The organism is Acinetobacter johnsonii CIP 64.6 (genome assembly GCF_000368045.1).
Taxonomy (GTDB): Bacteria; Pseudomonadota; Gammaproteobacteria; order Pseudomonadales; family Moraxellaceae; genus Acinetobacter; species Acinetobacter johnsonii.
Genome location: NZ_KB849235.1, coordinates 45,228 through 60,802, shown reverse-complemented (window position 1 = coordinate 60,802; position 15,575 = coordinate 45,228). Strand labels below are relative to the sequence as shown.

12 protein-coding genes are annotated in these 15,575 nt (G+C 38.8%); 1 reads left to right on the top strand and 11 read right to left on the bottom strand.

The genetic code is table 11. The features are described from left to right. Positions 1–224: 224 nt before the first annotated feature. Positions 225–1,550: an ISNCY family transposase gene (locus tag F986_RS06025; RefSeq protein WP_080631517.1), complete on the top strand. Its 1,326-nt coding sequence runs from the start codon at positions 225–227 to the stop codon at positions 1,548–1,550. 101 nt (positions 1,551–1,651) lie between these two features. On the opposite strand, the gene F986_RS06020 is transcribed toward F986_RS06025, so the two are convergent. The 11 genes from F986_RS06020 to F986_RS05970 form a co-directional block, all read right to left on the bottom strand. Further along, entirely contained in the window at positions 1,652–2,416 is a 765-nt protein-coding gene (locus F986_RS06020) for an OmpA family protein (RefSeq protein WP_004693097.1), read from the bottom strand. A gap of 6 nt (positions 2,417–2,422) precedes the next feature. After that, positions 2,423–3,379 (bottom strand): type VI secretion system-associated protein TagF, encoded by a 957-nt coding sequence (gene tagF, locus F986_RS06015; protein WP_004693096.1) that lies wholly within the window; start codon positions 3,377–3,379, stop codon positions 2,423–2,425. Positions 3,380–3,415: 36 nt separating this feature from the next. Then, on the bottom strand, positions 3,416–7,174 hold the full coding sequence (gene tssM, locus F986_RS06010) for a type VI secretion system membrane subunit TssM (protein WP_171057604.1): 3,759 nt from the start codon (positions 7,172–7,174) through the stop codon (positions 3,416–3,418). Positions 7,175–7,264: 90 nt separating this feature from the next. Then, entirely contained in the window at positions 7,265–8,692 is a 1,428-nt protein-coding gene (locus tag F986_RS06005; protein WP_004693090.1) for a hypothetical protein, read from the bottom strand. Then, positions 8,685–9,683 (bottom strand): type VI secretion system baseplate subunit TssG, encoded by a 999-nt coding sequence (tssG, locus tag F986_RS06000; protein ID WP_004693089.1) that lies wholly within the window; start codon positions 9,681–9,683, stop codon positions 8,685–8,687. Before tssG ends, F986_RS06005 begins: the two co-directional genes overlap by 8 nt. Continuing rightward, positions 9,647–11,455, bottom strand: a complete 1,809-nt coding sequence (gene tssF / locus F986_RS05995) for a type VI secretion system baseplate subunit TssF (protein ID WP_004693086.1) — start codon at positions 11,453–11,455, stop codon at positions 9,647–9,649. The genes tssG and tssF overlap by 37 nt, the downstream gene beginning before the upstream one ends. Before the next feature lie 12 nt (positions 11,456–11,467). Continuing rightward, positions 11,468–11,944, bottom strand: a complete 477-nt coding sequence (tssE, locus tag F986_RS05990) for a type VI secretion system baseplate subunit TssE (RefSeq protein ID WP_010326723.1) — start codon at positions 11,942–11,944, stop codon at positions 11,468–11,470. A gap of 66 nt (positions 11,945–12,010) precedes the next feature. Next, the gene (locus tag F986_RS05985; RefSeq protein ID WP_004693082.1) at positions 12,011–12,514 is read right to left on the bottom strand and encodes an Hcp family type VI secretion system effector; all 504 of its coding nucleotides are present in this window, start codon (positions 12,512–12,514) and stop codon (positions 12,011–12,013) included. A 46-nt stretch (positions 12,515–12,560) separates the two neighbouring features. After that, positions 12,561–14,042: a type VI secretion system contractile sheath large subunit gene (tssC, locus tag F986_RS05980; RefSeq protein ID WP_004693079.1), complete on the bottom strand. Its 1,482-nt coding sequence runs from the start codon at positions 14,040–14,042 to the stop codon at positions 12,561–12,563. After that, positions 14,035–14,538 carry a type VI secretion system contractile sheath small subunit gene (tssB, locus tag F986_RS05975; protein ID WP_004693077.1) on the bottom strand — a complete coding sequence of 168 codons (504 nt, stop codon included), beginning with the start codon at positions 14,536–14,538 and terminating at the stop codon, positions 14,035–14,037. Before tssB ends, tssC begins: the two co-directional genes overlap by 8 nt. A 40-nt stretch (positions 14,539–14,578) precedes the next feature. Continuing rightward, positions 14,579–15,229 carry a hypothetical protein gene (locus tag F986_RS05970; RefSeq protein WP_004693075.1) on the bottom strand — a complete coding sequence of 217 codons (651 nt, stop codon included), beginning with the start codon at positions 15,227–15,229 and terminating at the stop codon, positions 14,579–14,581. Positions 15,230–15,575: the final 346 nt, after the last annotated feature.

The following is a 15,575-nucleotide window of genomic DNA, read 5'->3' as shown; positions in this document are numbered from 1 at the left end:
ATTGTGAATATAATTTTACTGAGATTCACAATGTCGAGCTGTAGCACCAACTGAGGTTGCGTAGGCTACAGTCTTAGATATGCTATTTAACATAATATACATTATACGCAATATAAGTGTAACTCCAAAATAGAAATGTCCGGTTTCTCCAAAGTAAAAATGTCCGCTTTTAGAATATGCACTTTTGCGATTTCCTTAGCGGACGGTTTGATATGTTGGTGTCTATGTCGGATAAAGAACTTAAACGATTGTCGGTCTTGCAGGAAATCTGCGATCAACGCATAACTCAATCCCAGGCTGCTCAGCTACTTCATATTTCAGAACGTCAGATCAGACGCTTACTGCAGAAATACAAAGCCCAAGGTCCAGTTGCATTAGCCCATGCCGGTCGTGGCCAAATCAGCAATTCCAAACTTCCTGAAGAACTCAGACTCAAATGCCTCAATATTATTTCTGACCAACTCCATGGTTTCGGACCCACTTTAGCGCATGAAAAGCTCACCACCGTGCATGGATTCGATCTTTCAGTAGAAACCCTGCGTTCCTGGATGATTGCAGCTGACTTATGGATTCCTCGATCCAAGCGCCTGAAGCGCCCGTATCAGCCTCGTTACAACCGGGATTGCTTTGGTGAGCTGATCCAAATTGATGGCTCACACCATGACTGGTTTGAAGGACGCGCTGCTAAATGCTGCCTACTGGTGTTCATTGATGATGCCACAGGCAAATTACAGCATTTACGCTTCTGTGAGTCAGAATCAACTTTTGACTATATGATTTCAACACGTTTATATGTCGAACAGCACGGTAAGCCTTTAGCGTTTTACAGCGACAAACATTCAGTCTTTAGAGTGAATCAAAGCAGCAAGAAAGACACCAAGATTACCCAGTTTGGACGTGTACTCAGCACCCTGAATATCGATATCATCTTCGCCAATTCACCGCAGGCCAAAGGACGTGTGGAACGGGCCAACAGGACACTTCAGGATCGTCTGATTAAGGAGATGCGTCTGGAAGGTATCAGTTCGATTGCAGATGCGAATAAGTGGTTGCCCTGCTTTATTGAGCAGTTCAATCTCAAGTTTGCAAAGATGGCCTTTAATCCTAAGAACTTACACCGCTCTGTCACTGAAACAGCCGAGCAATTAGATGATATTTTTACCTGGCGTGAACCCCGCAGAGTCACGAATAGCCTGACGATTACTTATGATAAATGCGTATATCTCTTGGAAAACACCGAAGAAAATCAGAGGTTGATCGGTAAGTATCTTGAGTTCCTGGAATACCCGGATGGTACTGTAGCCATCATGCATAATAGCCGAAAGATCAATTACAGCCTCTTCGATAAATTAAGTCAGCTGAATCAGCGAGAGATTGTTGAGAATAAACGGTTGAGTGCTGTTCTGAATCATATCCAACAACAGCATGAAGAACTGGAACAGCAAAACAAACGTAATCGTTCTCAAAAGATGCCAAGCAGACGTGCACAGAAAACAGCGATTGAACAACGAAATCTAAATCCTGTGCTTGACTTGGAAATGTCCATATAGGACATTTCTATTTGGTTTTAAGGTAGGACATTTCTACTTTGGAATAACAATAAGTTATTTATAAAAAGCTACACTTGATGATGTAGCTTTTTATAAATAACTTAGATCACATCAAATTCAATTCGACGGTTTTTCTTACGACCATCTGCAGTTGCATTATCAGCAACAGGTTTGTTTGAGCCCAATCCTTCGACACTTAAGCGTTCTGCTGCAATACTTTTATTGATCAAATAATTTTTCACAGCTACAGCACGCTCTTTACTTAAAACAAGATTCTTTGCGGCGTCACCTGAGCTGTCTGTATGTCCGATAATTTTGACCTTTTTCCCACCAACCTTATTTAGAGCCACCGCCATTTCATCTAAGATCTGAGTCCCATTCGCAGCCAAAACCGCACTGCCAGATTCAAATTCTATAATTCTGTTTTTAAGCGCTTCATCTATAATTTGCTGTTCAGCCTGATTGACAGAAAGCTGTGCATTTAATCGATATGGTGGCGTTACTAGACTTTGGAATAAGTTTGTTGTTGGCTGAACTTCATTTGAACTCGATATTTTTCCATTAAGTTCCATTTGCGTACCACGTACAGAAAGTTTACCTTGGTGAACTTTTTTTAACTCTGGAACCACCATATTCGCAACAGATTCACTCCAACCATTTGGAGCATTAACTGCTTTAACCTTTATTTTATCAATCACTTGGTCAGCGCCATAAACACTATACATCTTGTTTAAAATGATTTGCTTACTAGCATCATTTGGAACAACACCTTCAACAATAATCGGTTCAGCCCATACATTCACGCTCAAAACCAACGTTAAAGTCAGCAGCCATTTATTCGACTTAAATCTATGATTTATTTTCATATTTTACTAATCTATAAAAGTTTTTTTAAAAAGTTTCACAGCTTGTATTAAGCTCAATTGCCGCTCACACAAAGCTTGCTCCAGCGTTGCCAAACCGGCATTTTGCTCTAAATATGCATCAATCCAATTGGCTTGGACCAATGAAACCCAGTGATCTGAATCTAACTTTTGCGTGAAAATTTCACTTAAGGTCATAATATCTGCCCCTTGAAAGCCAAAAAGCAGTACCGGTTTTTCGCTATGTAAAACCCCTATCAGAAGCTCAGCATTTTGATTTTGAATAAAAAAACTGATTAGATTGACCCAAAAAGCTGCAATTTCATAGCAGTAGCTAGAGTTATTAATAGGTAATATCAACACTTTAGTTAAGCGACTAGTACCATGTTGAATAACGGGTTGTAACAATAACCCGAGTCCAATCATGCTTTGTGCAAGCTCATAACTGCTCATTCTTAGTAATTGAGCAAATGAATGTATCGTATGGTGTTCATAAAATGCCGAAACTTCGCTGTGATTAAAAACCTGTATCTCATTATTTAATTTAGATAATTTATCGAGCACGATATTGGGGTCACGTATCGAACGTACCACACGATTCTTTTGAAATAAGTCGATTAAAGTTTGCTTATAGCGATATGGCGCATAAATAAGATTATCAAAACTGTTTTCAATCTCTAATAAATGACTCAATACCATTGGAAATTGACGACCAGAACTATCGTGACTGGCTATCAAATTTGCCACAAGAAAATTATTTTCTTGTGGATTGGCAATAAAAAAGTCTAATGAAGGTAGCTTTTCATATGCTTGACTAAATCCCTCTGATTGCATGGCATGTTCTAATGCTTCAGTAATCCACTGATCAATCAGTTGAATTAAGGCATACTGGCCGCGTGTTTTTAAGAAATCACCACGTGCAGGACATTTTCCATAATATAAAGCTAAGGTACGCAGTTCATCCATCGCAATACTCCTTACAACCTAGCCACTTTCGAGAAATCATAAACGAGGCTCCTGTATACCTGGTGTTGGAGCTTTAGGACTTGCAGCTGTTGCTGAAGGTGTGGTTTGCGCTGCCACCACACGTACGGATTTATTGGTGACAATTTGATCGACCAGTTGCATGCCATTGTAACTGCGCTGCCCGCCTACTCCACCATTTGCGTCTCCGCTGATTAAACGGAAATTGACTTTTACTGCAAGCTCTGGATTTTGCTGATTTCTCCAAATCATTTCATAGCTTCCGCCACGTTGCGTTCGCTCAGCACCGTCAATTAAACGATTAATACCATATTCACCAGGCGCCTCAAAAATCGTATGCGTTTTCCCATCTAAATCAATGGCTGTAATACGTGCACCTGGAATTGCTCCGGCATTTGGCCATACAAAATTCACCCATTGTTGAATGCCGTTTTCATAAAGCATTCTTTGTCCATCAATATCAATGGTATAGGATAAAAACTTAGGATTTTCAATTGGGTAAAATTGAAAATTGGATTGCGCCGTAGCAGCAGGTGCAGACGAAGCTTGATTTAACGCTCCTGTTGCCATGCCATTACTTGGCGCAACATAGCTTTGAAAATTCATTACAAATTGTGGATTTAAACTAATCCCTAAATCTTTCCATGTCTTAGAAGTCAAGGTATAACCACGACGAATAGCCAGTGGATCAAGATACTCTTTGACATAACGCGCAATACTGCCATTTTCGCCAAGAATTTGGCTAATTTCATTGCTGGTTGCTTGCAGTGTCGCTGAAGAGTTAAAAGGATATTTTTTACTCAGGTTCGTATTGAAAGGTTGGTAGACTTGCATAACCCATAGCTTATTCATCTCATCTTGTGCAGGGAGAATTAAACTTTCAAATGATTGTGTCAGAGGCGACATCAACAGCTTTTGGAGCAGTTTCTGATCAACCTCAGACAGGCCAACTGACATTTTTTCATCTACCAGCTTCTGTGTTGTATTAAAGACAGAATTTTGCTCATTAATGGTCGACTTAACCAAATTCATCGCAGATGGTCCAATATCCCCTGAGCTTTTCAAGTCATTGAATTTACTTCGGACTTGAGCTAAAGATTGCATGTATTCATCAAGCAAAGACTTATTTTGTTGGTCGTCACGCTTACGCACCAATTGATAAAACATCTGGAATTCTTTAGAAATCGGGCCTTGCGATTGATTCATGACTTTGGCATCAAGCTGAGTTTCATCTCGTCTTAATACTTTGCGTTTAAACCAAGCCACAAAACCTGTTTGTGGCGCTGCCAGCTCCGCCATTACGACTGGGTTGTCCCAACTGGTTTCTTTGGCAACGCAATCAAAAACACTTCGAATGGGTGAGTTTTCAGGCTCGCCTAAAACTTGAACGAAACTCGCCTGTTGTCCGTAATCCTTAGCTTTTGCATAATGTATCGCACCTAAAAATTTCCGCCACTCCGCAATATATTCTTTTTTATAGAGTTCTGTGAGCTGTTTACGGATTTGATCTGGGCTACCACTAAATGATAAGTCATCCGACTGTGTGCTGTTGAGTACCCAGTCTTTGGTATCCGTAGGACGTTTTGCAACTTCATCGATGGCTTGTTCAATATATTCTGACCATGCCGCATGTGTAAACATACCCGGTAAAGCATAACTCCCTAAAATTGCATTTTGATTGGCATCGCCAAGCATTTGCTTTATGGTTAATGCTGGATAACGGACAGCCGCACGCATTTTTAATTCATTATAAACACGGTCTCGTGCAGGCATTCCACGAACAACAGACAGAAGAACTTGACGCGTTTGATCCACCACCAAGCTGTCTGAGCTGAGTACTGGAAATTTAGGGTCACCAGCTAAAGTCATGCTATATGACAAAATTTGCTCTGCCTTTTGGATCATTTCGCCGCGCGGCATTTGCCCACGATTATTATCCAACCATGAACGCCAGAAACGTGTGACTTGATCACTTAAATGGCTTGCATCCATATATTGAGTATTGCCCATCATTAAATAGGCTTTTAAAGCATTGTATGCATCTTGTGGATTTGCATCATTAGGCTCTAAATATTGCTGTGTTTTTGCAACAGGTGTCAGCTCTACATTTGCATGGTTTGTGCGCAATTTTTCTTCATTGCTTTTCACCCGCTGTAGATATTGGGCAATATTTTGTTGTGTTGGAATCAAGACGATTTGCTCAACACCCTTTAAATATTCTGTTTTTAGCTTCTCCTGCAGCTCATCTCCCTGATATAGACCAAAACCCAGCTTTAAAGGACGATCTTCTTCAAATTGGTCCAACTGCTGCATACGTTCCTGTAAAATCAAGAGTGCACTCAGCTGTGTAGACAACTCTTGACCCGATTGCTTTTCAAGTAAAACAACTTTGTCTAAATCGGCTTGTACATCTGCAATCAATTGTTGATTATTCCGATAAGACCACACCCATAGACTTAAAATGATGGCTACACCAAATAAAGCGGCAACAAAGGCAATATAACGCTGACGCTTTCGGCTAGGGTTAATATGCTGTTTAACGAGGTTCTTGTCTTTCAGAATAATGTCAGAAAATAAACCTTTTAAAAAATAGCCATGGTTTTGCGAAACTGAGCGCGTTGGAATGCCATTTTCATTGTCTAAACCTTTTTGCAATAAAAAGTCTTGAGCAATTTGCTCGGTCATTGGACTTTCAATAATGCCTTCTTGCAGTGCACTGGTGAAATAAAAGCCACGAAAAACAGGTTTAAATTGGTAAGGGTTATCTTCAAACAGCGTGCCAATAAATGTCTTTAACGCAGGCTTTAAGCTCTTAAACTCTAAAGGAAATGTCATGACACTTGGAGAAATATTCTGCGAATGTCGGCGGCTGAGATGTGTCGTACTGACGCCTTTTAAACCGTCATATAAAATTGAATAGTGTTTTTCAAACAATTCTACAACATTATTGGCCCCATCGGTTGTATAAGGCAGTGTTGCCCCCCAAACCTGATCAAACTCACCGACTTCATAACATTCAAAAAACTCAGTAAAGCCTGCAATCAGATCCATTTTAGAGAAGACCAAATAAACAGGCGAAAAAACTTCTAGGCGCTCAGTGAGATCTTGAATCCGGGCACGTAAATTCTTTGCCAATTTGATCGACTTTTCTGGACTGTTACTCACCAACTCAGCAATACTGACAATCACGATCAAGCCATTGATTGGTGCTTTTGAGCGGTTTTTTTTCAAAATATTTAAAAAACCTAGCCACTCAAAATGATCTTCTGCATAAACAGAATAACGACCTGCAGTATCTAATAACACGCCTTCTGTTGAAAAAAACCAGTCGCAATGACGTGTTCCGCTGAGTCCAGCAGAAACTGATTTTTGATGAGTTTCTTCAAAAGGAAACTTTAAACCCGAATTATAAATGGCCGAACTTTTACCCGCAGCAGGATTACCAATTACCATATACCATGGCAACTCGTAGAGTGCAGCATTGCCCTTTTTATCCCCCAGTTTTGATTTTCGAATCAACTGAATAGATTCTTTCATTTGTTGCTGAATCAAATGAAGTTCATCTTTGTTTTTTTGTTTGCCATATTCTGCATTGGTGTCATGTGCAATGGCATCGGCAAGAGCTTCACCTTGTGCAGCATGTCGACGACGTACAATGAGTAAATAAATCCCCCACAGCATCAACCCGAATACATAACAAATCATTAAAGGCCAAAAGATTTTGGCTGGAATGACGTTATACATGGCCATTAGTGCGACAAAACCCGATATAGCCATAATAGCTTTAGGGTTGCTCACATACTGCCAAACATAACCTAAGACGTTATAAAATAAAGAATTCACAATACTCTCTTATTCTTTTTTAATTTAAATGGTTGGTTCTACAGGGATATTACTGTCTTCACACGCATGTAGAAAACAATGTGTAGACAATTGATCAGTGCTATAAATCATCGCCATCAGCTCATCAGGCAAATGCATACTCAACATAAATCCAAATACTTTGGCCAAATGCTGCGTATGTCCAAAGCTTTGTTTGGTATGAATGAAGTGATGCAATTCAATCCCACTTCGATCGAAAATTTGGTTAAGTTTTTTCATGGTTTGAATGTCTGTAATATCATCGAGCATCAGCACAAAAGGCTGAATATCTTTAAATTGTTCTAATTGCTTCATCGGTGGGGATTCAAAATGATTGGCAAGATTGGCCTCGTTTAGTGCAATCTTGAGTTGTTTTAAGGGTTTGATATCAAGTAATGGTAAAGAAGATGATGCTAAGCACCAACTAGAGGCATATTCAGCAGGCAAGTAATGGTCGGTTAACCATGTTTTTTCATCAAGCAGTTCTTGGTCAATTTCAGAATCTACATTCAGGATGAACGTGATTTCCTCTGACTGCTGAGAAATTTGCTCCAATAACAGCATCCAATCTTTATAGGCTGTTTCTTGACTGAAATAATGGTGCTCAAGATGAATTTGCTGCGTAATCACGCCTAATGAACTTAAATAATCCTGTACGACGCCACTGCTTTGTTCTTCATTCCAAGCATGTAACATCGATTCAGGCAGCAGCATATGTATATTGATACGGTTTAATTTAGCAACCTGCTGCACATCAGGTTGTTCCTCTGGTTCATTGCTATCATATTCACTCGTAGGATCAATCCATGCCGGATGCATACGATATTCATAGGCCAATTCACTGTCATAAAATAAAGCCGATTGCTTTAAATGCTGCGAGACTTGCCACAATGTTTCTGCATGTTGCTCTAGTTGATGCTCGATCAGAGCTTGAATTCGCAGATGGCGCGGATGATCAACGACTTCACCATCGTCCTGATTTGTAATGACATGATCTAGTGCATGTATGCGATAAGACAGCATCGGTAAGCCATAGGCATTTTGTAATTGCGTATCGAGCTCTGGGCTTTTATATTTTTTAATCTCGTCAAGAATCTCGTCATTTTCCCCAAAAGCACTATATGCAGACGAGGAATAAATATTCAGGTTCAACCACTGAACTTCAACAGCTTCAGCCTGTTGGTTGTCATCATCCTGATGCTGCTCTACTTGCGCTTGTTTTTGTTGCTCTTTGCGCTTTTGGTGGGCTTTAATGGCATGATAAATAAATACAGGAGACCATAAAATCACACACAGAATCAGTGGAAATAGAAGCAAATAATTGAGCAGGTCTGCCCCAGTTGGGTCATATTGAATATCTCGCCAATAAAAAATGACGATTCCTGCAACAAGCAACAACAAGCTGCTCAAAGTACCAATAAAGAGCTTAAGCATGCCCTATCCCCATCAATGTATAACAGGTTTCATGATTGTGTTCAGTTGGCATCGGCATTAAAAAAGCGCCTTGTGATAAACCAATGGTCATCGTTGAACTCAGCTGAATCGGTTGAATATCCTCTTTCCTCAGGATGATTCTTAAATCCACCCCAAGCGTTGGACTGAGCCAGCTTGCAAGTAATCGTTTAAGTTTTATACTCTCAGCTTGATCGGGTAAAAATTTTAAATACTCGGTGTATGAGACGGGGCCAACTTCTATTTCAATTTTTCCATCTATTTGACGGATATTTTCTCCACAAAAGGTATTAATGCCCAATTGATTATTACCACCCAGTGTGCTTCTTTGTTCAGGGGACAAATGAAAGACCTCTTCAACAAATTCTTTAATCTTAAAGGGTTGCTTAAACACACAACTCAGCATGGTTTTTAGCGCATGTGATGTATTATTTTGCCCCTGCATTAATCCAGCGAATTCAGCAAAATAATGATCTAAATCCTGCTGCTCATGTTGAGCACTCACATAGCCATTTAGTGCATGCAAAATATCGAGGTAATGGTTTTCTTGCTCAATCTCATAGCGAATCGGTAAATGGTAAGCTAAAGATGCATCCACATATTGCGCAGTGAGCTTGTGATTAAATAAACCTAAAAAATGAAGTGTTTCATTCCGTTGTATACGCGCACTTTGTTTAATTTTATTGGTATAGCTATACGGTAAGGTGCCCTGAATCCCAGTTAAACCAATCATTAAGTTGGTTAAGTGAATTTTTTCTTCGTCAAGGGTCAAACTCTCAATTTCTGCATTCGGAAAATTAAGATTCAGTGAACTATGAAACTTAAATTGCTTTGCCCAATCCCCTTCTTTTTGAGCATGGGGAGCCTCCGCATGACGTAGTAATCGCGTGGCCTGAATAAATTCAAAAGCGTTCGGTTGTTCAACCAGTACATCAACTATAGAAGTGTCTTGCCACCAACGTTCTGCACGCATTGGTATAACTCCTGTTGAGATTGAGCATCTGAAATAACAACATCGACAAAACTGTTCATCTGGACTTTTAGATTAAAGACATGCGACAACAACTGACTAAAAATATACAGGCTATGTCCTCGAAACACTTTCGAATCAATCCCTAGATTTACTTTCAACCCTCGTATAAAGAGTGGGAATGGTTTTGCATCCACCATCTTTTGCTTTAATTCAAAACTAACCGACTGAATCGCATTAATAATAAGGTGGTTTTCTTTGAGCTGAGGCAGGTTATACAGTTCAAGCAATTCCTGAATATGGCTTAAAGCATCGCCCTTGGTGAGAGATAAAGTATTTAATGATAAATGCGAAATGATCCGCCATTGCTCTTTTTTATTTTGTTCAAAGTAATAGGGTTTATTCGGTCTTTTTAAAACCACAGCTCGCCGTGCCAGACTACTATCATTCAAATTTAATATATTGTTGGCTTGGCTCAATGCCTCATGGGGTAAATCACGATTGGAGCATAATAATTGCGTACTGATAAAATCAGATTTGGTTGTTTCAGGCGATAAATGTTTTGAAATAATACTATAACCTGTTTCAACATATTTATTTTGTAGCTGTGCCGAATTCAAACTATAAAAAAACTGAGTCTCATCCTTTTGATAATGACTCATCGCAAAGAATGGATAAATGTCAAAAGTAGTTTGATCTTTATTCGACTTTTCACGAATCATTTGCATTTTAGTAATCGAATAAGTTTGATAAAACTCAGGATGATGAGCATCGGTAATTAAAGGATATTCGAGTTGTTGATGATTAATTTTTTGAGGTTCAGCCTGTTTTTTAAATAAATTGATAACTGGTACCACATATAATTTAAAGTTTGCGACATTCAACTCAGAATAATTTCGAATATTGACCTGATCATTTAAATTCAGTTTAAGATGAATCAAAATTTCAAACTGATTTTGCTCTTTTTCTAAATATTTTAACAAACCTAAGTTCATATTGAGAAAGTTAAATTTTTCAGAAAAACAGAAATATTCCATCAACAGCCGGTATGCATGATGTGTATGTTGATCCAAGGGCAACAGACTTTCAGTTTCAGCAAAACCCATGATACTAAACGGATTTGGGATGTCGATGACGCGATGACCAAACTTTAATGAAAATCCTGTACCCGACTGGAACACAGCATCCAAAACTTGTAGTGGAAAATTGGATATCGCATCCAAATAAATAGGCAAGTTTTCTTTTTCTAAAGTTCGATGTGTCTGATTAAAAATATTAAAGCCCAAGCTTAGCGTTGCATTTTGATTTAAATGCATATGCGCACTAGGATTGGTTTTAAAATTGAGATGACTCAGTTCAATGGGTAATAACTTTAGTTCTTGTGTGGTGCTAAATTCACACTGTACGCCTTTAAAACTTCTTGATTTTATTGCAGTATTTTTAGGAATAAGATGAGCTTCAGTTAATTGTTTACACTTATTTAAGTCTTCAAAACTGACCACAGTACATGCAGGAAATGGTTTAAGGTATTGAGGAAACATCACCTCAAACAAAGACCGGGTAAAGATGTCGTAACTGTCCGCCAGTTTCTTATCAATTCTTGCTGCAATTAAAGAAAAAGACTGAATTAAGCGTTCAATATGCGGATCATCTACTTGCTCTTGGTTTAAGGATAAACGCTGAGCGATTTTGGGGTATTTTTGCGAAAACTCACGGGACTGCTGCCCAAATTCTTGTAATTGTTTTTCGTAGTACGGTAATAATTCTTCAATCACAAATCAGCCCCATTAAGCTCTTGCAGAAATAACATATTGTTGTGTTGTCGGTTTGAGCAAAGCATCAAAAATGACGGGTTCATATAAAGGATGAATATTTAAATAGGCTTGAATACTCAAACACAAAGCCCCCATATTCTGCCCATCGAGCAACATTTCGACTTTGATTTGTTTTAGTCTCGGCTCATGCGCTGTAATAGACGCAGCAATCGATTGGCAAATTTTATCGCGATCGGTCGGATTCGCAGTCGATAATCCAACAAAATCAATGATTCCAAACTGAACAATGGACTTTTTCACCAACGGGAAAGCATCAATTGAATCATTAAAATTGGCCATACGACTGTTCAACAAATCTTCTAAGTCGGTCGCGACGGATTCACGTAGCTCCTGAAGAGACATCCCCAATCGGTCCTGTTCAGTGGTCGGTAGTAATCGGTCAAATAGCGTTTTTCTAAACCCATAGGGATAAAGCTGATCTAGATTCATGTTGATTAAAATCATCTCGCATAAATAAAGGCCAACGTTGGTTAGCCTTTATTTTTTCAGTTATTTTTATGCAGCGTATGATGCAGTATTGTTTGATAAAGACCATTTCTTGGTCACAGCACCTTTTTGTGTGCCATTAATATCTTGCTGGTTATACGTCCATTCCACAGCAGCATATTTCAAACCAAACCCTTCAAGCGGAACACCTTCCTCACTTACTGTTGGTGTAACACTTGAAACCAAAACATGCTTCAATTTAATTTGTAGATACTTGATGCGCTTATCGCCATTTGCGCGATAAAAATCAATTTGTACTTCATCAAAGGTATAACCGGCTGAACATGCTTCCCAAAGTTTTGGACTGGTTGCATCCAAATCTTTAACAAAAAGCATGTCTGAGTGTTCAACACGTTCTGCCGTATGACCACCAACACTTGATGATGTTGCAGACTTTGGCTGACGAATATTGTGTGACCAAGAGTTCACCTCTAACCAACCTTGGTGCTCTGTATCGCGCGACTCGCCATCGACCTTATATTTACCTCTGAACTGTACGTATATGTCTTTCATTTGTAATCTTTTCCTATTCTAAAGTTATTATGTGTTGGCACTCAAATTAGTTTGAGGACTGAGGTAACTCAGTAACAAGTCGCAGTGATACTGACAACTCATCCAACTGGAAATGTGGTCTTAAGAAAACCACAGATTTGTAGTGCCCCGGTTGTGCTGGGTTCTCTACAACTTTGACAGATGCTTCACGCAGCGGATATTGCGCTTTCGCCTCTTGTGAAGCCCCGTCATCAAGCAAAATATATTGAGCCAACCACTCATTTAGAAATGTTTCAATGTTTCCAGCCGAAGCAAAGCTTCCGACTTTATCTCGCATCATGGCTTTTAAATAATGTGCAATACGTGAAACGGCCATAATGTACTGAATTTGGCTAGATAAAGCAGAGTTTGCATTGGCAGAATCGCTATTATACTTTTTAGGTTTCTGCGTCGATTGCGCACCAAAAAATGCTGCGTAATCTGTATTTTTACAGTGTACTAAAGGAATAAAGCCAAGATCACTGAGCTCTTTTTCACGACGATCGGTGATCGCAATTTCAGTCGGACATTTAAAGACCACTTCACCATCACTGGTTTTAAAGGTATGAACGGGTAATCCTTCTACTAAACCACCACCTTCAACCCCACGAATGGCAGCACACCAACCATGCATATCAAAAGCATTGGTCAAACGCGTGCCAAAAGCATAGGCAGCATTCATCCATAAATATTCATCGTGATTTTGCCCTGAGACTTCTTCCACAAAATTAAAGCCTTCAGTCGCTGTACCTTCCTTAGGGTGATAAGGCAGACGACCCAATACACGCGGCATTGTTAATGCAACATAGCGCGCATCATCACTTTCTCGGAAAGAACGCCACTGAACATATTCAGCGGTTTCAAAAATTTTGGATACTTCACGCGGACGGTCAATATCCGTAAATGACTCCAATCCGAGGATGTTAGCATCTGCTGCAGAAATAAAGGGTGCATGTGCAGCTGCAGCAACATGTGAAATTTGTTCCAGCAAATACATGTCTGAAGGTGTACGATCAAACTCAAAATCGCCAATTAATGTGGCATATGGCGCACCACCAAATGACCCATATTCTTCTTCATAGATCTTTTTAAACAATGTACTTTGATCAAAGTCCGTTGCGCCTTGAAAATCCTTGATTAATTCTTTCTTCGTTGTATTCAACATACGAATCTTAATCAATGGATTAGATGGCGTTTCTTGGCAAAAGTAATATAAACCGCGCCATGTCGATTCAATTTTTTGAAATTGTTCGTCATGGATAATTTTACTGAGCTGCGTTGAAATGAGTGCATCAATTTCAGCAATACGCTTATCAATCGATAATGTCATATTTTCTGAAACAGTAATCGTCCCCGCCATCACTTCTTTAGCGAGCTCGCCAATTAAACTTTTCGCACGATCATGCTCTTCTTCATTTCGAGCAATTCGACTACGTTCAACAATTGAATCTAATAGCGTAAATTCTTCAGTGGTATCTTGAGCAACTGCAGCAGATTGGGCATTATTCATTTTCAGCCTCCACACTCATTTTACGCACTTGATCTGTATTGTGCAGAACTTGATCAAGTAGATCTTCTAAGCGCTCATTATTCGAAATTTTGTTACGCAAATCAGTCAAACGTTCACGAGCTTCTACCAACTTTTTCAAAGGATCCACTTGCTGAACCACATTTTCAGGACGAAAATCTTCCATCGACTTAAACGTCAAATCAACAGACATACGTCCACCTTCTTCAGTCAATGTATTTTCAACTTGATAGGCTGCACGTGGTGCTAAAGACTCCATGACTTCATCAATGTTTTCCAAATCAACATTAATAAATTTTTTGTCTTTGAGCTTGGTTTTTTCTATTTCAGATGCCGCGGAAAAATCACCTAAAACACCAACAACAAATGGTAATTCCTTAATTTCTTTAGCATCACCAACCTCAACATCATAAGTCAGTTGTACCCGAGGTGGTCGAATACGCTGTAACTTTTTCTGGACGCTTTCACGTTTAGCCATATGAAAATCCTATTTTTTATTATTTCAAAAATGAAAGTTTTTAAAGTGAATTGAAGGGATTCGTATTCGGTTTGCTCGCCACTTCAGTTGATTGTGCTTTCTCAACTTTTTTGGGTTTTGCCACCTGAGCCATTGTTTTCTTTGTGGTTTGTTTGGTTGAACTTGCGATTTTACGCGTGGTTTTCTTTGGTGCTTTGATCACCACGGCCTTTGCATCACTCGTATCTGGCGCAGGCAAAGAGTTACGAACGAGATTAGACAAATCTTTAGCAGGCGGATAAGTTAAGTCTGCAGATAAATAGCGCATTTCTTCTTGACGCATATGGTTTAACGCCGTATTTGCAATCGAAACGCCAGCTAAAAACCGAGTATCTGTTAATGATGTATGATTAATATTTCGCGTATTTAACTCTTCAACCAGTTGAAGTGCTTTATAACTTTTCCCTAGTTCTTGATATCGACTTGCAGCTTGAACTAATAATTTATTTTTTAGCTCATCATTTTTTTTATTTTTACTATCGCAAATTTGTGCATATAAACTTAGTAAATTGTGATCAGTCTCACCATTTACCAATGGGTAATCTTTAATACACTTATTTTTTAAACTAATACCCTCTTCTGCCGCTGCAAAAGTAAATGGTGTCACCGCCAATAAAACAAATGTAGGTAAAATTAAATAATATTTTTTCAAAACTTGCCTCAAACCTTTATGAATAAAAAATTAAAATTATTATCAGTAACTGCGATTTAAAATATACACACCCTAGGTAAATACTTTCTGCTTATATAATGCGCTTGGATTTAACAAAAATATGGTACCTAAAGTCAAGGAAAGAAATATTACTCAAAAGTAACTATGTTTGTTTTTTGTAATATATCTTCTTTTTTATCTAAATTTCATTTGTGTATTATGATGCCATATATATAAAATACTCGCCAAATAGCATTTATAATGGCTTGTAAAATGCTAATTTATAAATAATTTTATATTTACACTAAAAACACAGATAGCCATTGGCATATTTGTCTTGTAAAAA